The sequence below is a fragment of the Thermostichus sp. MS-CIW-38 genome, assembly GCF_054058415.1.
Genome location: NZ_JBSSAH010000012.1, coordinates 34,813 through 55,508, shown reverse-complemented (window position 1 = coordinate 55,508; position 20,696 = coordinate 34,813). Strand labels below are relative to the sequence as shown.

Sequence of the window (20,696 nt, the reverse complement as noted above, 5' to 3'; positions counted from 1 at the left end):
TCAATCTAGATTGAAATAACTATAGGGATTGGCCAAGGGATTGCGCCGGTCTGGGCACAGGCGGCTGTTTTTTTCCAATAGCCGCTCTCTGGGCAGGAGAAGAGTACGATCGGGGCCATTCTCGGTGGAGGTTGAGGGTGCTGAGACTGCCGAAAAACCAAGGGATCCGCTGGCTTGCGGGTGTGCTGGGCGCACTGATATTGCTGGGATGGGGGATCGCAGCCCATGCCCAATTTCTGGGGCCGGGCCGTTTTCTTTTCCCGGGCTCTGGTTCTCGGCTTCAGGGCAGCCAGGAACCGGCGGGATCCCTGCTCAATGCCTTCTGTCAGCAACCGCCTGCGGAAGTGGCCCGCAAGTCTCAACTGCGCCAACAGGCCAACCGGTCAGATGTCGCCTGGGCCGAATACGCGCAGATTTTGGACGAGCATCGTGCCGCCTTGATTGCCTGCCGCAGCCAACGCTGGCCCCAGATCCAGGCCATCTGGGTACGTCTGCATCCCTGTGATGCCAATCCGGGCGTGTTGGATCAGGTGTTCGACCAAGTGGTAAACCTGGGCTACAACCGCGTCTTTATCGAGACCTTTTACGATGGCCGCTCTATTTTGCCGGATGGCGCAGGGGGGATCTGGCCCAGCTTACAGCCCAACGCCGACTTGTTGGATCTGGCTCTGAAGGCGGCGCGACGCCGCGGTTTGTCTGCTTATGCTTGGGTGTTTTCCCTCAATTTCGGTTACAGCTACGGACAACGGCCCGATCGACAGGTGGCCCTGGCCCGCAACGGTCGCGGCATCACCACCGTCTTGGATCCCGCTACAGCCCTTTCGGAAGACCTGGGCAGTCCTGGCGAGGTATTTGTGGATCCCTTTCATCCCCTGGCACGGCGGGATTTTGCCGAGTTGGTCCGCCGCATTCTACAGCGACAGCCAGATGGGATCCTTTTCGACTACATTCGCTATCCGCGTGGCTCAGGGGGATCCAGCGTGGCAGCCACCGTCCGAGACTTGTGGATTCATGGAGAGGCCGCTCGGAAAGCCTACCTCGATTTGGCAGAAAACCCGGCGGGTCGGGCATTGCTGGAGCGCTACCTAAGCCAGGGCTACATTGCAGTGGCAGATGTTCTCCATCTGGATGCCACCTATGCCGAAGAGCCCAGGTGGCGGCAGCCAGGGGATCCCTGGCCCAGCCCGACCGAGAAATGGGCGCTTTCCCCAGAGTTACTGGACTGGGCTGCCCAAGACATGGCCAGCAGGAATTGGCAGGGGGATCAGCTTTCCTCTGCAAAAGATTTACCAGAGAGTCTGGAGAAACCGGCGGATTCCAGTTCTGAGGCAGCAGCACCAACTCCTGCCCCTTCCCCCACCCCCAGCGCCGCCGTTCGCCAAGAACGTTGGCAGCAGCAGCTTTGGCAGCTGAGCGTCGAGTTTGCCCGCTACGGCGTTCTCGATTATCTACAGCAGGCCGCCCAACCCGCCCAGAGGCTGGGGATCCCGGTGGGGGCTGTCTTCTTCCCAGAAGGCAACCAAGCAGTAGGAGAAGGGTTTGACGCTCGTCTGCAACCCTGGGACCGCTTTGATCCGGGTATGGAATGGCACCCAATGGCCTATGCCAAGTGCGAGGATAGCTCCTGTGTGGCGCAGCAGGTGGAGCAGGTCCTGGCTGTGGCCTCTCCCCAAACCTTTGTCTGCCCGGCCATTGCCGGTCTATGGGGACAAGCCCAGCGGCAACGCCCCAGCCTGGAAACCCAAACAGCAGAGCTGGCCCGCCGCTTCCCGCAGTTGCCCTGTGTGAGTCACTTCGCCCTCTCCTGGATCGAGCCGGAGCTGGAGCGCAGCCGTCGCACCTGTCAACTCTAACGCCCATCCCAATCTGAAAGTTAGGAATTCTGAACTTATGAGCCCTGAGCAATTTGATCTGATTAACCGCCTGTTTCAACTGACCTTTCAGATCGGGGATCGCTTGGGCTGTGAATCCTCAGATCCTGCTCAATTGTTGCTGACCAACCGGCCCAGCCTGGAATCCAGTTGCACATTCTTTCCTTCCGATTTCACCTACGAAGCCTTGGATCCCCAAGTGTGGGCCGACTACATGGCGGAAGTTCCGGCCTTAGCGCAGATGGCGAATATTTTGCAACCTTATCCTTTCACCTGTGGCATTTATCGCCAAGACGAGGTTTCGTGGTGGATTTGCGCCTTTTGGGCAGCCCAAGAGGACTTGGGAACCAACTTGCTCTTGCGCGCCCACAGAGTCGAAACTTAGGCGCTTGAGCCCTATCTCCTCTCCCTCATCGAGACGGGGATCGGCGTTACCGGAATCAAAGGGGCTGATAGCAGTCGTGGTTTTTATTACCATCTATTTCAACTGATCGCGCTAGCGGGCCAGAGGCCTTAGCAGGAAGCAACCGGTCGTTTGTTTCACCTTGACGGTGAGATAAATGACTATGCGTTGTGGAACGGTTTATTGCAATTGACCTACTCGCGACCGCTATAGCTGGCTTCCGCCCAGAGCGTGAGCTGGGGGCCTTACGGCACTCCTTCGTAAATCACATAGACTCCGGCGCGCTCAGGCCGAGAATGCCGGTGAGGACGTTAAACAAAACCTGCTGCGTGGCCTGCACCAATTGGATGCGGGCTTGGGCCAAAAGGGGATCCTCTTTCAAGAGCGGCAAAATACGGCAGTTGTCGTAAAACTTGTTGAAATCGGCGGCGATGGCTTCTGCATAGCGGATGATCTTGTGGGGAGCGCGCTCTTCGGCAGCGGCGATCAGCTCATCCGGCAAGGCCAACAAGCGCAGCAGCAGGGCCCGCTCTTCTGGCTCTTTGTAGGGCAGTTTTTGTTGCTCCGTCAAAGGGACTTTGTTGGTCAGTTCAACCTTTTCTTCTTCCTGTAGCCGCCGCAGCAGAGTGCAACAGCGGGCATGGCTGTAGTGAACATACACGACCGGGTTATCGAAAGTTTGCTTGACGGCCAAATCCAAATCGAAGTTGATGGGGCTGTCCATGCTGCTGCTAAGCAAAAACCAGCGGGCTGCATCGACCCCCACGCCAATTTCTGGATCTTCGATCAGGTCATTGAGTGAGACAAAGTTGCCGGTGCGCTTGGACATGCGCACTTCGGTTTTCTCACCGGTTTGCGGGTCGGTTTTGAACAATTTGACAAATTGTCCAATCAAGATTTCCAGCTTGACATCTGGGCTGAAGGCACCCACCGCCGCCTTTAAGCGGCCGATATAGCCATGGTGATCCGAGCCAAGAATGTTGATCAGCCGGTGATATCCCCGCTGCACTTTATCCCGGTGGTAGGCAATATCGGCGGCTAGATAAGTGAACGAACCATCGGCCTTTTGCACCACCCGATCCTTGTCGTCGCCAAATTCTTGGGTTTTGAAATAGACGGCCTCTTCGGCCCCTGGCTTGGGATCCTCACCCCGCGGCGCTTTGGCTTTGTAGAGAAAGCCGCGCTCTTGCAGCTCCTGCAAAGCTTGCTGGATGGCGCTCAGGCCTGTCTGGGGATCGGGGGTGTGCAGGCGGCGCTCGCTAAACCAGTGATCAAACTCGGTGCGTAGTTGTTGCAGGGTCTGCTTTTGCCAGGCCAGCATTTCCCCATAGGCAAAATCGGTGTACTCCTCTAGGGTGGTGGGCAGAGGGCGGATCCCGGCTTTCACCTGCTCCAAGAGACGTTGGGCCATCTCGATCAAGTAGGTGCCGTGATAGGCATCTTCCGGCAAAGCGATGTCTTCCCCCTGCAGTTGCCGCACCCGCACCTCCAGAGACTGGCCCAAGAGCCGCATCTGGTTGCCGGCATCGTTGATGTAAAACTCCCGCTCCACCTGGTGGCCCGTCCAGTGCAGCAAGTTGGCCAACGTAGAGCCAACGGCAGCCCAGCGCCCATGGCCGACGTGCAAAGGCCCCGTCGGGTTGGCGGAGACAAACTCCAGCAGAATGCGCTCAGGATGGGGAATGGCTGTTTTGCCGAAGTTTTCTCCCAGATGCAGCAGCTCTTGCAAGCGCTTGGCCAAAAAGGGATCCCCCAGCCGGAAGTTGAGATACCCTCCTCCCGCCACCTGAGTTTCGATGTCCGGCAGATCCAAGTGTTTTTGCAGGGTTTGGGCGATCTGGGCCGGTGCTAGGCGGCAGAGCTTGGCCATGCCCAGGGGGGTGGGACAGGCGTAATCGCCGTAGCGAGGGTCGCTGGGGATCTGGATCACGGGGGCAATGGCTGCGGCTTGTGGGGGAGCCAGGGATCCCAGTTGCCCCGCCTCTGAGGCCCGTCGAATGCTCTCGGCTACGGCGGCGGTGAGAAACCGAATCAGCGAGGTGGATACGGGTTGAGTGGCCATGGCTGTTCGTGTCGGCAGACGTCGAGAGAGGTTCCAGGGATGCCTGGGGCAGTAAAAGCATCATCATATCGACAGCCAACCGGCTCTGACAAAATCTGACAAAAGAATAGATGCTCCTCCAGCCAAACTTTGCTTTTGCTCGCCTGCTTTGCGAAGATGGCTCTGACAAATTGACGGGACAGAGCTTTAGGCCAAGCTTTTGGGTACAAAGTATCACCGAATACAAAAGTTTAACTCTGCTTTGCTAAGTTGTTTGGCGGTAATGCTCGCCTTCCCGCTTGCGGATTTCTGCTGAGACAGCTGCTGTGGAGTTTACTAGTATGTCCATCCCGAAATCGTCGCGTCGTCAATTCCTTCAATCTGCTGCTGCGGCTGCCTCTTGGGTTGCCGTTGGAGGGCTAAAGGCGAGGGCTCAGAGCCGCGGGCCGCTTCTGGTTTCCCAGGGACTGACGCCCCTGAAGTTTACCCTCTCTTGGTTGCCCTCTTCGATGGATACCCCCCTTGTAACGGCGATCTTGAAGGGCTACTTCGCCGAAGAGGGGCTGGAGGTCACCTACGAGCGCGGCTATGGCTCCGCCGATTCCATCACCAAGATTGCCGCTGGCCAGTACGACCTGGGGGAAGGGGATCCCTACTCCATGATCGAGTTCAATGCCAAAAATCCGGACGTGCCCTTGGTAGCGATTTATGTCCACTTCAATCGCTCTCCCTTTGGCATCTACACCTTGAAAGATAAGGGCATTGGGGAGCCGGCCCAACTGGCGGGCAAGAAGCTAGGAGCACCGGCAGGGGATGCGCCGCGTCGGCTCTGGCCGGTCTTTGCCAAGCAAGTCGGCATCGATCCGGGCTCGGTGGAGTGGGTAACTATGGAGCCGCAGTTGCGCGAACCTTTCCTCATCCAAGGTCGGGTGGATGCCATCAGCGGCTTTATGACCTCGGCCATGCCCAATCTGGTGCGGGGCGGCGTCAGCTTGGAGGACATCACGGCTTTCCTTTACAACGACTATGGCCTTGAGCTGTACGGCAATGCGCTCATCACTCGTGTGCAATTGCTGCAGGAAAAACCGGAGCAGCTCAAAGCTTTTTTGCGGGCGTATGTTAAGGGTTGGCAAGACACCATCCGCGACACCGATGGCAACATGTTGGCCCTTCTGGACAAAGCCAAAGCCGAGGGGCAGGTGCTGGATATGGCAACTGAGAAATTGCGCCTCGCCCTGGCCATGCCGCGCCTGTTTGTTACCGATGAGGTGCGAGAAATTGGCTTGGGGGATGTGGTGCCCGCGCGTATGGAAACCTCAATTGCTCAGGTGGTGGATGGCTTTGGCTTGTCTAGCAAGCCCCCTTTGAAGAAAGTGTTTGACAACAGCCTGCTTCCCCCAAAATCCGAGCGGATGATCGGCTGATCTGGATGATCCGGTACCAACTTTGAGGCCTCTGTCTGTTGACTTTTGCAGACAGCTAGCCCTTCCTGCCAGCTGGTCAACTTTTCTCGATGACCGGTGAGAGACGTAGCTCAAAGGCCTACGGCCCGCTGTCGCGATTGGCTCTGTCATCCAAGCGAGATATTCCCAAAGCTTGTCCTGTTCACAGGAGGGAGCCCAAATTTCTCTTGAGGGGAGAACCGCAAGCGACCCAGAGCAGTGAGGAAATATCTCAAACTTTGTTTAAGGTTACTTAAACTTGGGAAACCAATGTGCTGGGAAAGGCAGCTTATGAGGGTTTAATGCCGGGGTGGCTTTTCCGATCCCGAAAAAAAGCTGAATAAGTGTGTGGCGCCCAGGGATCCCTTTTAACCTGGAGGGGATCACTAGGGAGTTTAGGCCCTTGGAAACTTTTGTTCTGATTAAGCAAGTTCCCGATCAAAACGCCAAGGCCGGCATCAACAGTGACGGCACGATCGATCGCGCCAAGGCCAAGCGGATGTTAAACCCTTTTGATCGCTATGCACTGGAAGCAGCTCTGCAAACCAAACGGCAACACGGGGCAAGGGTAACGGCAATTACAATGGGGCCACCCCCGGCCATTGAGGTGCTCTACGAGGCCATTGCCCACGGGGTGGATCGGGGCATTTTGATGACCGACCGCCGCTTGGCCGCTTCCGATACCCTAGCCACTGCCTATACTCTGGCCCAGACGGTTCGCTATGCTGGCCGGCCCGATGTGATCTTCTGCGGGCTCCAGACCACCGACGGCGATACGGCCCAGGTGGGGCCGCAGTTGGCGGAGCGGTTGGGGATCCCTCAGGTCACCTATTGCGAAGCCTTCGAGATTCGGGATGGGATCCTGGTGGCGCGGCGGGCCATCGAAGGGGGATCCCAAATCGTAATGGTGCCCCTGCCGGTTTTGATCACGGTGGCCAATTCCGCTCGGCGTTTGGCCTACCCCACTCTACGGGGTGTGCAGCGGGTGCAGCGGCTAATGCGGGATGAAATGGCACGGGCCGAGGCAATCCAGATCCTCAACTTGGACGATGTGGGGGCAGACCCGGAGCGCTGCGGTCTCAAGGGATCCCCAACCATCGTGGCTGCCACCGAAAAAGTGGGGGAAATTGGCGGCAACTGTCAGGTCTTTCAGGGACAATCCGTCCCCCAACTGGTCAACCAACTGACCCAGGCCGTTGACCTCTCCCGCTACGCGGCAACTTCCTAGATCTTCTGCCTTGCATCCCTCTGGCCAATTCTTATCTCCATCACCTTTCAATCCTCATCGTCTCATCTATCGATCCCAGGGTGGCTAGCTGGCGAAAGCTCCCGGTTTTGGGCAGTGAAAAGTTAACTCAGAAAGACTCTGCTGACCTCGTCGCAATTGCAACACCCAAGATTGCCCTCGACCCGATTCAATCCCGATCTCAACCTAGGAGTCACAGTTTTATGGATCGCAAGCGGATAGTGGTCTTCGCCGAGCAGGTGAACGGGGAACTGCAGCCCATTGGCTTAGAGTTGTTGGGGGCCGGGCGGCGGCTGGCCGATAAGCTGGGAGCCACCTTGAGCGCTCTTGTGCTTGGACACAACATTGCCCATTTGCCCTCGATCCTGATCGGTCACGGGGCAGATCAAGTCTTCATCGCCGATCACCCCGAGTTGGCCGAATACCGCACCTTGCCCTACCGCCGGGTGATCACGGACTTGATCAAAAGCTGGCCCCAACCACCCCACACCATCCTGCTGGGATCCACCACCACCGGGCGAGATCTGGCCCCCCGCTTGGCCGCCCACCTGGAGACCGGCCTGACCGCTGACTGCACCGAGCTGGACATTGGCCCCTTCGAGTACACCAACAGCAAAGATCCCAGCAAGTCCGGCCTCTTCCCCGACTGCCTTTATGCCATCCGGCCCAGCTTCGGCGAATCTCTCAAGGCTCGCATCCTTGGCCCCTGGAAAAACCCGCAAATGGCCACAGTACGACCAGGGGTGATGGTGCCCCTGCCCTGGGACAGATCCCGCCAGGGGGAAGTGATCCCGGTGCCGGTCAACTTGGATCCCGGCGATCTGCGCCTGCAGATTGTGGAAACGGTGCGCAACCTGTCCCAGGCGGTAGATCTCACCCGCGCCAAGGTGATCGTTTCCGGCGGCTACGGGCTGGGATCCCCAGAGGGATTTGAGCTGTTGAAGGAGTTGGCCGCTTGTTTTCCCAACAGCGCTGTCGGCTCCTCCCGCAAGGCCGTGGATTCTGGGTGGATCCCCTATGCCCACCAGGTGGGCCAAACCGGCAAGACCGTCCGCCCCCAGCTCTACATCGCCTGCGGCATTTCTGGGGCCATTCAACATCGCGTGGGCATGGACAAATCCCAGACGATCATTGCCATCAACAAAGACAGCGCCGCTCCTATCTTCAAATTTGCCCACTACGGCATTGTCGGGGATCTCTACCAGGTGGTGCCGGAGCTGATCCGGCAACTGCGACAGAGACAGGAGGAGCTCCGAGAAGGCGCCGAGGGCCAGCCTTTCCAGAGCCTCGGCGAGCGGATCCCAATTTTGCAGAGTCGATGAGAGATGGTTGGCAAAAACGCTCTCAGTGCAGGGCCATTGTCAGCAGCCCCTGCTGCCCCAGCAACACCTCCCGCAACAGGGTAACCAGGCCCACCCAAACCACAGGGGCCATGTCCACACCTCCCAGCGGCGGGATCAGGCGGCGGGTCGGGCGCAACAGAAACTCCGTCAGGCCGACCACCAGCGAGTAGGGCAACCGAGAAGTATCCAGTTGCGGATACCACGACAGAAAGATGCGCAGCACAAACAGGAGGGTGTAGAGCGCCAACAGTGGGCCAAGCACCCAAGAGGTGAGAATTGGCAGCATAGGTTACTCAAAGAACAGGTTTACTGGTGGCAGTTCTCTCCATTCTGCTCTAATTGGGAGGGTCTGCTGGAGTCCAGAGATACCTCGGGGAATGCAGGCGCTCGGCCCAAGTCAAACCCCAACTTTTTTAAACTTTAACCCTCTTCCCGAAAATGGCCTTACCGGCGGGGCAGCAACAGTTAAAGACTAGCGTCATAATGGACGTATCTTGCTGGACTGCAGGCAGGGATCCCATGCAAGGAAAACTACAAGAGATCGATATCCGCAGCATCCTTCAGCTCATCGAGCTGGGCCAGCGCACCGGTGAGCTTTTTGTAGAGGCCAGCCCCTCTGTCTACTGGTTTGTCTTCTTCCTGAATGGGCGGATTATCTACGCCTCTGAAACGGAAGGGAACATTGCCCGCCTCAGAGACTATCTGCACCGCTTCAAGCTGGAAGCCGCCCTGGAGGAAATTCAAATTCCCCACAAAGCCGCGGTCAACGCCCCCGAATACAACCGCCTCTGGTCTTTGCTGGAAAGCCACAAGCTCAACCCCAACCAAGGCAAGCAAATCCTGCTGGGCATGGTGCGGGAAGTCCTCTTCGACCTGCTTAGCCTCCACCAGGGTTCCTTCATTTTTGAGGCCGGATCCCCCCTGGCCCCCCAGTTGACCACCTTCCCCGTTACCCCCCTGCTCACCGAGATCGTAGCCCAAGTGCAGGAGTGGAAAAAGCTGCACCCCTACATCCAAGCTCCCAACCAAGCTCCCACCATCGTCAACCCCCTGCCGCTCCAGCAAAACCTGCCCGCCCCCGTCTTCAAAGCCCTGAGCGAGTGGTCAGACGGCAAAACCAGCATTCGCCAGATGGGTCGCTACCTGGGTCGAGACACCCTGGCGGTGGCCAAGGCCATCTATCCCTACGTCCGCCAAGGGGCCATTCAACTGTCCGAGCCCGTCTTGATCGCGGAGCCCAAGCCCAGCCGTCCCCTCAAACCCAGCGATAAGCCCAGCCACATCCTTTGCATCGACGACTCCATGGCCATCCAAAAAACCGTAGAGTTCATCCTGCAAAACGAGGGCTACCAGGTTACCACCATCGGCAATCCTCTCAAAGCGCTGGGACAGGTGTTTCTTCTCAACCCCGACATGATTCTCTGCGATGTGGCCATGCCCAAGTTGGATGGGTATGAGCTGTGCGCCATGTTGCGCAAATCCAGCCAGTTCCGCGAAACCCCCATGATTATGCTGACCGGCAAGGATGGTTTTACCGACCGGATTAAGGCCCGCATGGCCGGAGCGAACGAATTTTTGAGCAAACCCTTTGCGGAAAAGGAGTTGTTGACCATTGTCGAATCCTACGTGGGCCCTCCCCCCAAACGGGGCGGTGGCGAATAGGCGTTGGGGTAGCCAAAATGTTGGCACAGAAGACTATAGGCGAAGTACTGGACAGAAGAGTGGCCTCACCGAAACAATAGGGGTAGCATGGCCGACTTGGAGCCATGGAGCCAGGTGAGGTTACAAGAGCAAACCTCAGTCAAAGCAGCCCGACGGTTGCGCGGGAGTGCAAAAGGAGCAAGACGGCGATGAGCAAAGTGCTGGTGGTGGATGACAACCGTACCTACCTGGAGACCATTTCCAGCTTGCTTTCCGAGAACGGTTTGGAAGTCTCCACAGCAACAGACGGCGTAGAGGCAATGGAGTGCATTCGCCAGCAGAAGCCTGATGTGGTGGTGCTGGATATTGTCATGCCGCGCATGAACGGCTACGAGGTATGCCGGGAAGTGAAGGGGGATGAAAGTACCAAACACATTCGCATCGTCATGTGTTCCACCAAAGACCAGACCTTTGATATCGAGTGGGCCAGGCGCAACCAGGCGGATGCCTATGTAACCAAGCCCTTTAAGCCCCAAGAGCTCCTGGCGACCATCAAACATCAATTGCGGGAGATGAATCGGAAATGAGTCGCGTTTTGGTGGTGGAAGATAGCCAATCCCAGCGGGAGATGATCAGCAAGCTGCTGCAGGAAAACGGCTTCGAGGTGATGACTGTGGAAGACGGGGTGGAGGCCGTAGAGGCGGTGAAGCAAAACAAACCCGACCTGATCGTGCTGGACATCGTCATGCCGCGCATGAACGGCTATGAGGTGTGCCGTCTTCTCAAGGCCGACCCTCTCACCCAAAAAACGCCCATCGTCATGTGTTCTTCCAAGGGCGAAGAATTTGACCGCTACTGGGGGATCCGCCAGGGAGCGGATGCCTACATTGCCAAGCCTTTCCAGCCCCAGGAACTGGTGGGTACGATCAAGCAATTACTGAGAGGCTGAGAGCTGCCCCTTCTGCTTCCACGCCTTTCGGTAGGTCCTGAGAACGACTCTGCGTTTTAAGCAGGGAGGGGGGCGGGATCAACAGTCCACAAGACTATCCATGCGGGGGAGCATCATGCTGGGGGATCTGGATTTATTGATGGGGGATGAGACCCAAGAGTTGCGGGAGATGGAGGCTCCCGAAGGTGAGCTATTCCTAAAGTTCAAGATTGCCACCGGGGAGGAATTTGCGCTGCCAGCGGTATCGGTTGTGGAGGTGGTGAGCATTGGCCCAGAGAAAATCACCCCCATGCCCAATGTGGCCCCAGTTTTGCTGGGCACGCTGAATTTGCGGGGCGAGATCATCTGGGTTGCAGACCTGGGGCAATTTTTGGGGATCAGCCCGCCCCTGAACATCGACCGAGCCGAGATTCCTGTGGTGGCCGTGATGGATCAACAGGATTTGCTCATGGGCTTGGCTGTGGATTTAATTGTAGGCATGGAGTGGCTGAAGACTGAATTGGTGCGGCCTGCCCTCACGGCTCCTGAGTCCATGGCTCCTTTTTTGCGAGGGGAATGGGTGGTGCCCGGAACGGGATCGCGCTTGCCATTGCTGGATCAGTCGGCCATCCTGCGATCCAATCGTTGGGGTTGACAGACGGCCCCCTGGGAGCTCAGCGGGAGGAAAGTGTATAGTTCCTATCAAAGATCCAAGCTAACTCCAGCCACAATGGGGAAAGTTGGACCAAATCTATCCCCTACCGATGCGTGTCGAGGCTGTTGAGGGTAAGCCCTGAGACGGCGGCAGAAAGGCCCACTCTTGCTTGACTGAATGTGGAAAAGGGGGGATAGCCTGCATCCATGGGGTTTTGAGGTGTTGGGGGCGTTCCGTTTGCATCTGTGTTGACGCGTGAACAGAGGTAGGCAAGCAGTGAAGGGAGGATCCATGGTTCCGAGCGCGAACAGTCAGAGAGACTACACCGATGCGATGGCCGCCTTTTGGCAGGGAGACTACGTCCGGGCGGTGCGGTTGTTCAACCAAGTGGCCGCTGCTGAACCGCAAGATACTGCTGTCAAGCTGCTGCTGGCTTTGGCACAAAAACAAGCTGGGCAGTTGTTGGAAGCTCGCCAAACCTACAACACCATTTTACAAACAGCCAGTGATCCCGATGAGCTGGAGTCGGCCCGGAAGGGTCTAGAAGAGCTGTTGCAAATGGCACCGGAGCTGGCGGATCTTCCCGATTCCCCAGAAGCGGACGAGTTTCGCTCTCCAGATGAGTTTGCACCTGGGTCGGATGCCTTTTCGGAAGAGGCTTTCTCTGCTCCCGATCCCTTCTTGCAGTTCGAGGAGATGGGGGAAGAGGAGGCGGATCCCTTTGCTCAGGATCCCTTTCCACTGGAGGCAGACAGCCTTGGCAGCGATTTCATGGGGGAAGAGAGATTCAGGGATCCCTTGGAGACCGGGCTGCAAATGCCGGAGGCTGATCCGCTGGGTTTATCTCACCCGATGCCGACCCATTCTCGGGTAACACCACCGGCCACCTCGCGACGGGTAGGCTCGGAAGAGGGCGGGCCTCAAACCGATCCGGTGGTCGAAGATGACTTTGCCTTCCTCAACGAGTTCGATCGAGAGCATCTGGAAGCCCTAGAAGGCGACTTCGACTCCATTACGCAGTTGGCCGGCGATGCCGATTTTCCCGATGAGATGGGCTTCTCCCTGCCTGGTTTTGAGGAAGAGGAGGGGGGATCCCTGGAAGAAAGCCTGCCGACCGAATTGGCTGCCCCCATGAGTGAGCCGATCCCTGCTCCCGACGAAGATACTGCCAGTCCCGGCTCTGCCCTCTTCGAGCTTGACGAGCTAGACAGCCTGGATCGCGAACTTGCCGGCATGGATGGCGGCGAGCCGGTGGGGGCCTTCCGCCCAGATGAGGGGGCGATTGGGGGGATGAGCCCAATGGCGGAGACCGGCAGCGGAGCGGCCCAAGTTCTGCTGCCCACGGCCTCCCTCCCTATTCTTAGTGTAGGTGAACAAGGGGCAAGAACCTCTGCTGGGATCGCCAACCGACCGATTGGGGATCGGCAATTGGCCATAGCGCTTATCCAAGGAGCTGTGAGTTTGGCTGCCGGCTTGGCGATTGGCCTTGGGATCCAGGCCAATGGGGGAGCTCGCTTGATTGCCGGGGTGATTGGAGGTGGGGTGATCGGCACAGGAGCAGGGGTTATCCTCGGGGCCAGGAGTGCCAAACAAATTCGCTCCACTGCCCAAGAGCTGGCCGGCCACTTTGCCGCCTTGGCCCAGGGGAATTATTCAGTACGAGCCACAGCCAACACCCACGATGAGCTGGGGCGCTTGGCCGACAGCTTTAACCAGATGGCGGCTGCCCTTGAAGCCAACTTCGCCGAACTGAGCCAGCGGGCTGCCGAGCAAGGGCAAGCTAAGGAAGACCTACAGCGCCAGGTGATTCGCCTGCTGGACGACGTGGAAGGGGCTGCCCGTGGAGACCTGACGGTGCGGGCAGAGGTGACTGCCGACGTGCTGGGGGCTGTGGCCGACTCCTTTAACCTGACCATTCGCAGTCTGCGAGACATTGTCAGCCAGGTGAAGCGGGCCGCCGCCGCCGTGAACGATGCCGCCTTGCAGAACGAGGACTTTGCCCGCAGCCTCTCTGCCGACGCCTTGCGCCAGGCGGAGGAGATTTCCAACTCCCTCAACTCCATTCAGGAGATGACGGACTCCATTCAAGAGGTGGCCAGCAACGCCCGCGAAGCGGCCAACGTGACTGCCCAAGCCACAGAAGCAGCCGCTCGGGGTGGAGAAGCTGTGGATCGCACGGTAAGTGGCATCCTGGAAATTCGCGAAACCGTGGCAGAAACCACCCGCAAAGTGAAGCGATTGGCGGAATCCTCGCAGGAAATTTCCAAAATTGTGGCTTTGATCTCTCAAATTGCCTCGCGCACCAACCTGCTTGCCCTCAACGCCAGCATCGAGGCGGCACGAGCCGGGGAATCGGGACGGGGCTTTGCCATCGTGGCCGATGAGGTGCGACAACTGGCCGACCGAGCTGCCAAAGCCTCGAAGGAGATCGAGCAGATCGTGTTGCAGATTCAATCGGAAACCGGCAACGTGATGACGGCTATGGAAGAAGGCACCCAACTGGTGATCGAGGGGACGCGGCGGGCCGAGCAGGCCAAGAACAGCCTGGACGAGATTATCGAGGTCAGTCGCCGGATCGACGAGTTGGTGCGGGCGATCTCTCAGGCCACCGTGCAACAAACGGAAACCTCTCGCTCTGTGGCGCAGGTGATGCAATCGGTGGAGTTGACCGCCAACGAGACCTCTAAGGAGGCGCAGAAGGTGGCAGCTTCGCTCCAACAGTTGGTGAGCATCGCCCGCGAGTTGCAAACTTCTGTCGGTCGCTTCCGGGTTGGGGATGAATGAGCAAATCTGCTGTTTTGAGGGCATTCTAGGGACAAGGATCCCCATGCAGGAGACGTTATCGATCCTTAGCAAATGGCACCGGGATCCCCCTGTTCCGACTTTTGGCCGGACTCTTCGCTCAGGCGAGCCTCAATCTGTCCGGTCTGCTATTACTGATGCATACCTGTGGGCTGTAGGAAGGGCCTCCTGCCATGAATGAAGAAGCACAAAAGCGGATCCTCAGTTATTTCATCGAAGAAGCCCGCGACCACTTGGCAACAATCGAACAAGTGCTCCTCAGCCTGCGGGACAGCATGAGCGATCCCGAGCTGATCAACGAGCTGTTTCGAGCTGCTCACTCCATCAAGGGGGGAGCTGCCATGCTGGGCCTCACCAGCATCCAACGGACGGCCCACCGCATGGAAGATTTTTTCAACATCTTTCGCTCCCGTCCAGGCGGAGTGCCCGTCGATCAGCACCTGGAAACCCTGCTGCTGCGGGCCTTTGATGGGCTTTCGATGTTGTTGGAGGAGCTGCAGAGCCCCCGCGGCCTCACCCAGGAAGTCAGCAACACCACCCTGGCGGAATTGGAGCCGGTTTTTCAAGAGACCGAAAGGCACATTCAAAATCTTCTCGGCGAGGGCCCTGTCTCAGCTCCCGTCTCGCCGCCGGCGGTTCGCACCCTGCAGCAGGACATGGCGGAGGTGGTGCCGCAGCAGTTGCGCCAGATGCTGGAGCTGTTTAAACAACGGGATCAGCCAGATGTCCGAGAGCGCTTGGCAGCGGCGAATGCCGTTCTCAAGGAGATCGGACAAGTTCATCATCTGGCGGGCTGGCAACAGTTGACGGAAACTTTCGAGCAAGCCCTGGGCAACCCCGATGCCGACCTGCGTGCTCTGGCTTTGGTCGCCCTGCGGGATTTGAAGCAGGGACAGCAGCTCATCCTAGACGGCAAGGCCGAACAGGTTGCCCCTTCTTCAGAACTGCAACAATTGGCTCGCCCTGCCGCTCCCCCTGCCCCACCGGATCCTCTTGAGGTGGTGGTGCATCAGCAGATCCCGGCCCTGCTGCGCCAGATGCTGGAGCTGTTCAAACGTCCTGACGACCCGGCCACTCGACCGGCTCTGCAAGCTCTGGCCCAATCTTTGCAGGATTTGGGGCAATCTTCGGCTCTGGAACTGGGAGGCTGGACAGACTTGACCCGCTTGGTGGGCGAGATTTTGGCGGATCCCAGCCAGGATTTGCGGCAGTTGGCCCTGCCGGTGCTGCGAGATCTGAAGCAAGCCCACCAGGCTCTGGCCGGCGGAGCGGCAAACGCCATCCGACCCTCGGCTGAGTTGCTGGCTTTCCGCCCTGTTCCGGCAGCCCCTGAAGAGCCAGAAGTCCCTGAGCCCTTCGACCTTGGTCTGGCTTGGGGGTCTGAGGCAGAGCCGTCATTCCCAGAACCTGGGGGTGCCCCAGAGGATTGGGCTGCGGCTGCTGGGATCCCTGCGGAGGAAAGCGCTACCCCCGATCTGAGCTGGGAAGCGGTAACCCTCGCTGAGACATCCTTTCAAGAGGATGAGCCCGGAGCTGCCCTGTCGCCGGAGCAGGAGAGCGCAGAGGCAAGCGGAGATCTGGCGGCGGAACAGCTCTCATCCCTATGGGAAGTGGGCACTGCTGAGGACTCCGTCCCGCTGGCGGGAACAGATTCAGAGCACCGATCTGCTCCCGCGGAAGAGGGGGATCTGGATCTGAGTTGGCCAGGGATCCGAGCCGAAGCGGCTTGGGAGGAAGACTGGAGGACAGCTGCCGTGCCGGCAGAAAGCCCAGAAGAGGACGGGCAGGGAGCTGACTTGGCCTCTGTTGCGGACGACTTCGGTCGCGTTAGCGGAGCGGAGCTCTATGCCACTCCCTTGGATCTGGAGGAAGAAGCCACCTCAGCCTTTGACGAGCTGTTTGCCAACGCAGAAGCGCTATCCGATATTGAAGAATTCCCAACGGAGCTGATCCCCTCCTCTCCTGAGCCCCTCTTGCAGACCTTTGAGGATCTGAGCCCAAGGTTGGATGAGGAGAGAGCTGAGGCCGATCTGGCGGAGCTGTTTGCCGAAGTGGTGGGTGAAGGGGCAGAGGGGTTTGTCTCTGCTGAGCCTGCCTGGGATGCTGAACAGGAGCCGACTGCCCAGAGCGTTGCTGCGGAAATGGGCGAGGGATCCGGCTTTGTCCCAGACGAAGCCGCAAGTGCCGGGGTAGAGGCCCTATTTGAGCTGGAGGAACTTCCCGTAGAGAGTGCTTTCCGGCAGGAAGGGTCTCAGCTTCCGGACTTGGAGGCCGTTCCCGCTGGTGAGCCGGAGGCCGATCCTTGGGCGGCTGAACCGTCCCCACCCCTTCAGGAAGCCCTTGAGGACGGGGAAATCGCAGCAGACCTTTGGGCTGAATTTCCCGCAGATATCCAGCTAGAGGATTTTTCCATCCCAGCAGATTATCTGGCAGAGTCGGGATCCGACGAGGTGGGATCCTCAGAGTTCGCCGACTCTGCTGCCTTCGATACTGCCGAAGACAGCCTGGAGAGCTTTTTTTCCACCCCTGCGGCAGAAGCCGATCCGGCTTGGTCGATGCCGGAAGCAAGTGAACCTTCCGTATTTTTGGATCCCTCTTTTGGCCCATCCCTGGACATCGCTGAGGCTGATGCTGCCGAAGCTGAGCAACTGGGGGATCTCTTTATCGGCGAACCCTTCCCCACGTCGCCCGACATGGCCAACGAGCCGAGGGAATCGCCAATTCCAGACTTCGGAGCCGAGCTGAGCCTAGGGGATCTCTTCGCCGGCGAGACCCTCGAGGAGGCGTCCGATGGGGACTCCATCCCCCTGACCCAATCAGCAGCTGGGGACACAGCAGAAGCCCAAGAGTGGGCGCTTCTGGAGGATCTGTTCCCGGTGCAGGAGGAGTCTTTCGCGGAGCTGCAACCCACGGCTGAGGAGGCAGTCGCCCCTTCCCCCGAGCTCTCCTTCGACCATCTCGATGCCCTATTCACCCAGGAATCCGACCCAGAAGAACTGAGCCTGGGGGCCAGGGGATCCCTCTCGGCCATGGATAGCGACAGCCAGGTGGATCTGGATGAGTTGAGCCAGTTCTTTGCAGAAGGGGAAGCGCCCCAAGAAGAACCCCCCTTGGATCTTGCCACCTTCCTGGAGGACACAGAAGCTTTGCAAGCGAGCAGCCTGGCGGAAGTGCCCGTGTCTGAGCCAGAGCCGCCGGTTGCCGCACTGGAGGAAGAAAATGCCCTCCAGCCTGCGGAGGACGATCTGGAAAGCCAGTTGGCCAGCCTGTTTGCAGAGGATGAATCCTTAGCCGTTCCTGTTGGCGAGGCCGAGACCCCAGAGGAAGAGGCGCTGGAAGCTGCTCCGGCTCCCCGTTTGGACGATTTGGCCGCCCTCTTCGACGCTGCCGAGCCGGCGGTAACCCCTGAGCTAGAAAAGGCTATCGCCCCCCTTGTGGGATCCCCTGCAGCCGCGAGCGGCGAGGCTGCTGACGACTTTGCAGCCCAGCTGGAATCGCTCCTGGGCGATCTCGAGGTTCCTGCCCAAGCACCTGCTGCTGCTCCAGCAACCCCCACCCCAGCAGCAGCTGCCCCGGCGGCAACTGGGCCGACTTCACGGCGAACTGCTGCCCTCAGCAACCCTGTGATGCGGGTGGAGGTGCGCCACCTCGACTCCATCAACAACCTGGTGGGAGAGTTGGTGGTCATCCGCAACAGCATGGAGCAAAACCAAACCCGTCTGCGCCAGTTTCTGGATGGCCTGTTGGGCCGTGTGCAACAGCTAGGGGATCTGGGCCAGCGCATGCGGGATCAGTATGACCGCTCCTTGCTGGAATCGGCTTTGTTCTCCAGCCGCAGCAGCTCAGCCTATGGCGGCACGGTAACGGTGGGCTTCGGTCGAAATGGGGAGGGATCCAGCCGAGGAAGGCGGAGTCATTCCTCCGGCCAAGAGTTCGACAAGCTGGAGATGGATCAGTTTACGGCCTTCCACGCTCTGGCCCAGGAGATCATTGAGCTCATCGTGCGGGTGCGCGAGTCCTCCTCCGACATCGAGTTTGCCGTGGATGAGGCCGAGCAGATTACCCGCCAATTTCGCCAGGTGACCACCCAACTGCAAGAGGGCCTGAACCGGGCGCGCATGGTGCCCTTCTCGCAAGTTGCCGATCGGTTGCCCCGCGCCATTCGGGATCTCTCCATCAAAACGGGCAAGCAGGCCAGCCTGGTGGTGGAAGGCCGTGACACGCTCATCGACAAGGCCATCCTGGAGGAGCTCTATGACCCCATGACCCACCTGGTGAACAACGCCCTGGTACACGGGATCGAGACCCCTGAGGAGCGGCGGCGGGCGGGCAAGCCCCCTGAGGGCAAGATCACCGTCAAGGCCTTCTATCAGGGCAACCAAACCATCATCATCGTCTCGGACGATGGCGCCGGGATCCCGGTGGAGAAGGTCAAGGCCAAGGCCCAAAGGCTGGGGCTGCTGTCGGAGCAAGCCGACGAAGACGAAGTGTTCAACGTTCTCTTCCACCCCGGCTTCAGCGTTCGCGAGGCCAGCGAAGTGGACGATCTGGCCGGGCGGGGGGTTGGCTTGGATGTGGTGCGCCGCAACATCACCGATCTGCGCGGCAGTATCCAAGTGGATTCTGTGCGGGGCAAAGGAACCACCTTTACCATCCGCCTCCCCCTCACCCTGAGCATCTCCAAGGCCATGGTGTGTGTCAGCGACAAAGCCCTGATCGCCTTCCCCCTGGATGGCGTGGAGGAGATGCTGGATGTTCCTGCCGACGAAGTTCAGCCGGATGAGCAGGGGCGGCCCTCGATTCTCTGGCGGGATCAGCGTCTTCACTTCCAGCCCCTCTCAAATCTGCTGGCCTACAGCCGCAGCCACAGCCGCAGCCGTTCCGAGGTGTACAGCATCACCCAGGATGAGGGCATTATTCCCATTGTCATCCTGCAAAGTGCCGGCCAGTATGTTGCCCTGCAGGTGGACAGCTTCGTGGAAGAGCAGGAAATCGTGATCAAGCAACTGCGCGGGCCTGTGCCCAAGCCACTGGGCATTTCTGGGGCAACGGTGTTGGGGAACGGGCGGGTCCTGCCGATTGCCGACATCATCGAGCTGGTGGACATAGCCCACGGTCGCCGTCGGGATCTCAACCGCTTCTGGCTGGATCACCGGGATGAGGAGCCAACCCCAGAAGAGGTGCGCCAGACCACGGTGCTGATCGTGGACGACTCGATTACCGTTCGGGAGCTGCTCTCAATGTCTTTCCAGAAGGTGGGCTACCGGGTGGAACAGGCGCGGGATGGCCAGGATGCCTGGGAAAAGCTGCGCGGCGGCCTGCCCTGCGACCTTATCTTCTGCGACATCGAGATGCCGCGCATGGACGGCCTAGAGCTGCTCACCCGCCTGCGAGAAGACAGCAACTTCAAGCATCTTCCGGTTGCCATGCTCACCTCGCGGGGGGCAGAACGGCACCGGCAAACAGCACGGGAGCTGGGAGCAACTGCCTACTTCACCAAGCCCTATCTGGAAGAGGAGCTGCTCAGCGCTGCTGCCCGCATGTTGAGGGGGGAACAGTTGTTGGCGCCCAACCCAACTTCCTAATCGCGACAGCGGTGCGGTTCCCGTTCAGTGTGGCGCAGCAACATAGGGTGCTGTAGGCATGGCACTCTCCCATCAGCGGGTGCCGAACAGGCGATCCCCTGCATCTCCTAGGCCGGGGAGGATGTAGCCGTGCTCGTCTAGGCCATCGTCTACAGCAGCGGTATAGATTGGCACATCTGGGTTCTGTTCGTGGAAATATCGGATCCCTTCTGGGGCGGCCACCAGGCAGATGAAGCGGATCGACTTGGGTCGAGTTTGGCGTAGGCGTGCCACAGCCGCTGCTGCCGAATGGCCGGTGGCCAACATTGGATCCACCACCAGCACCTCACGATCTTCGATATCGGTGGGCACCTTGAAGTAGTACTCGATGGGGATCAGGGTATGGGGATCCCGATATAGGCCGATATGCCCCACCCGTGCTGATGGGATCAGCTCCAGCATGCCGTCGAGGAGCCCTTGGCCGGCCCGCAGGATGGAGACAAGCACCAACTTTTTCTCTGCCGCCAACATCGGCGCCAACATTGGGGCCATCGGGGTTTGAATGGGCTGTAGCTTGAGGGGCAGATCGCGGGTCACCTCGTAGGCCATCAAGAGGCTGATCTCCCGCATCAGCGCTCGGAAGTCGGCGGTTGTAGTTTCAACACGGCGCATGAGGCTGAGCTTGTGCTGCACCAGAGGGTGATCGATGGTAATCACCTGGGCCACCATGCTGTGCTCCTGAGATAATCGGGATCCCGTG

General features: G+C 59.0%; 14 protein-coding genes. 11 read left to right on the top strand and 3 right to left on the bottom strand.

The annotated features are described in order from the left end of the window. The first annotated feature begins 137 nt into the window (after positions 1-137). Both ACVWXZ_RS06345 and ACVWXZ_RS06340 read left to right on the top strand, forming a co-directional pair. Positions 138-1,853, top strand: coding sequence for a hypothetical protein (locus ACVWXZ_RS06345; RefSeq protein ID WP_457403515.1), 1,716 nt, complete (start codon positions 138-140; stop codon positions 1,851-1,853). A 37-nt stretch (positions 1,854-1,890) separates the two neighbouring features. Continuing rightward, entirely contained in the window at positions 1,891-2,256 is a 366-nt protein-coding gene (locus ACVWXZ_RS06340) for a hypothetical protein (protein WP_011433539.1), read from the top strand. A 283-nt stretch (positions 2,257-2,539) separates the two neighbouring features. Here the strand turns inward: ACVWXZ_RS06340 and argS are convergent, their stop codons facing one another. Beyond that, positions 2,540-4,336 (bottom strand): arginine--tRNA ligase, encoded by a 1,797-nt coding sequence (argS, locus tag ACVWXZ_RS06335; protein WP_457403516.1) that lies wholly within the window; start codon positions 4,334-4,336, stop codon positions 2,540-2,542. A gap of 320 nt (positions 4,337-4,656) precedes the next feature. Between argS and ACVWXZ_RS06330 the strand changes: the two genes are divergently transcribed. The 3 genes from ACVWXZ_RS06330 (at position 4,657) to ACVWXZ_RS06320 (ending at position 8,325) form a co-directional block, all read left to right on the top strand. Further along, a complete protein-coding gene (locus ACVWXZ_RS06330; protein ID WP_457403517.1) occupies positions 4,657-5,739 on the top strand; it encodes an ABC transporter substrate-binding protein in 1,083 nt (360 codons plus the stop codon). A gap of 421 nt (positions 5,740-6,160) precedes the next feature. Beyond that, a complete protein-coding gene (locus ACVWXZ_RS06325; protein ID WP_011433536.1) occupies positions 6,161-6,985 on the top strand; it encodes an electron transfer flavoprotein subunit beta/FixA family protein in 825 nt (274 codons plus the stop codon). A 221-nt stretch (positions 6,986-7,206) separates the two neighbouring features. After that, positions 7,207-8,325, top strand: coding sequence for an electron transfer flavoprotein subunit alpha/FixB family protein (locus tag ACVWXZ_RS06320; RefSeq protein WP_457482302.1), 1,119 nt, complete (start codon positions 7,207-7,209; stop codon positions 8,323-8,325). 22 nt (positions 8,326-8,347) lie between these two features. On the opposite strand, the gene ACVWXZ_RS06315 is transcribed toward ACVWXZ_RS06320, so the two are convergent. Further along, a complete protein-coding gene (locus tag ACVWXZ_RS06315) occupies positions 8,348-8,632 on the bottom strand; it encodes a YggT family protein (RefSeq protein ID WP_011433534.1) in 285 nt (94 codons plus the stop codon). A gap of 233 nt (positions 8,633-8,865) precedes the next feature. On the opposite strand from ACVWXZ_RS06315, the gene ACVWXZ_RS06310 reads away from it, so the two are divergent. The 6 genes from ACVWXZ_RS06310 (at position 8,866) to ACVWXZ_RS06285 (ending at position 19,957) form a co-directional block, all read left to right on the top strand. Beyond that, complete coding sequence (locus tag ACVWXZ_RS06310) at positions 8,866-10,008, top strand: response regulator (protein WP_414350115.1); 1,143 nt, start codon at positions 8,866-8,868, stop codon at positions 10,006-10,008. Between the two features lie 188 nt (positions 10,009-10,196). Further along, positions 10,197-10,574: a response regulator gene (locus tag ACVWXZ_RS06305; protein WP_414328794.1), complete on the top strand. Its 378-nt coding sequence runs from the start codon at positions 10,197-10,199 to the stop codon at positions 10,572-10,574. Beyond that, complete coding sequence (locus tag ACVWXZ_RS06300; RefSeq protein ID WP_011433531.1) at positions 10,571-10,936, top strand: response regulator transcription factor; 366 nt, start codon at positions 10,571-10,573, stop codon at positions 10,934-10,936. Before ACVWXZ_RS06305 ends, ACVWXZ_RS06300 begins: the two co-directional genes overlap by 4 nt. 115 nt (positions 10,937-11,051) lie before the next feature. Next, the gene (locus tag ACVWXZ_RS06295) at positions 11,052-11,570 is read left to right on the top strand and encodes a CheW domain-containing protein (RefSeq protein WP_457440606.1); all 519 of its coding nucleotides are present in this window, start codon (positions 11,052-11,054) and stop codon (positions 11,568-11,570) included. A 291-nt stretch (positions 11,571-11,861) separates the two neighbouring features. Next, on the top strand, positions 11,862-14,354 hold the full coding sequence (locus tag ACVWXZ_RS06290) for a methyl-accepting chemotaxis protein (protein ID WP_457482301.1): 2,493 nt from the start codon (positions 11,862-11,864) through the stop codon (positions 14,352-14,354). A gap of 191 nt (positions 14,355-14,545) precedes the next feature. Next, entirely contained in the window at positions 14,546-19,957 is a 5,412-nt protein-coding gene (locus tag ACVWXZ_RS06285; protein WP_457482300.1) for a response regulator, read from the top strand. Positions 19,958-20,029: 72 nt separating this feature from the next. On the opposite strand, the gene upp is transcribed toward ACVWXZ_RS06285, so the two are convergent. After that, positions 20,030-20,665 (bottom strand): uracil phosphoribosyltransferase, encoded by a 636-nt coding sequence (gene upp, locus ACVWXZ_RS06280; protein WP_457393862.1) that lies wholly within the window; start codon positions 20,663-20,665, stop codon positions 20,030-20,032. Positions 20,666-20,696 lie beyond the last annotated feature (31 nt).

What these genes read in the sequence shown, in the direction of transcription:
- ACVWXZ_RS06305 (WP_414328794.1), top strand. Translation starts at nt 10,197, where the DNA reads ATGAGCAAAGTGCTGGTGGTGGATGACAACCGTACCTACCTGGAGACC.
- ACVWXZ_RS06330 (WP_457403517.1), top strand. Translation starts at nt 4,657, where the DNA reads ATGTCCATCCCGAAATCGTCGCGTCGTCAATTCCTTCAATCTGCTGCT.
- argS (WP_457403516.1), bottom strand. Translation starts at nt 4,336, where the DNA reads ATGGCCACTCAACCCGTATCCACCTCGCTGATTCGGTTTCTCACCGCC.
- ACVWXZ_RS06300 (WP_011433531.1), top strand. Translation starts at nt 10,571, where the DNA reads ATGAGTCGCGTTTTGGTGGTGGAAGATAGCCAATCCCAGCGGGAGATG.
- upp (WP_457393862.1), bottom strand. Translation starts at nt 20,665, where the DNA reads ATGGTGGCCCAGGTGATTACCATCGATCACCCTCTGGTGCAGCACAAG.
- ACVWXZ_RS06310 (WP_414350115.1), top strand. Translation starts at nt 8,866, where the DNA reads ATGCAAGGAAAACTACAAGAGATCGATATCCGCAGCATCCTTCAGCTC.
- ACVWXZ_RS06340 (WP_011433539.1), top strand. Translation starts at nt 1,891, where the DNA reads ATGAGCCCTGAGCAATTTGATCTGATTAACCGCCTGTTTCAACTGACC.
- ACVWXZ_RS06285 (WP_457482300.1), top strand. Translation starts at nt 14,546, where the DNA reads ATGAATGAAGAAGCACAAAAGCGGATCCTCAGTTATTTCATCGAAGAA.
- ACVWXZ_RS06320 (WP_457482302.1), top strand. Translation starts at nt 7,207, where the DNA reads ATGGATCGCAAGCGGATAGTGGTCTTCGCCGAGCAGGTGAACGGGGAA.
- ACVWXZ_RS06290 (WP_457482301.1), top strand. Translation starts at nt 11,862, where the DNA reads ATGGTTCCGAGCGCGAACAGTCAGAGAGACTACACCGATGCGATGGCC.
- ACVWXZ_RS06295 (WP_457440606.1), top strand. Translation starts at nt 11,052, where the DNA reads ATGCTGGGGGATCTGGATTTATTGATGGGGGATGAGACCCAAGAGTTG.
- ACVWXZ_RS06315 (WP_011433534.1), bottom strand. Translation starts at nt 8,632, where the DNA reads ATGCTGCCAATTCTCACCTCTTGGGTGCTTGGCCCACTGTTGGCGCTC.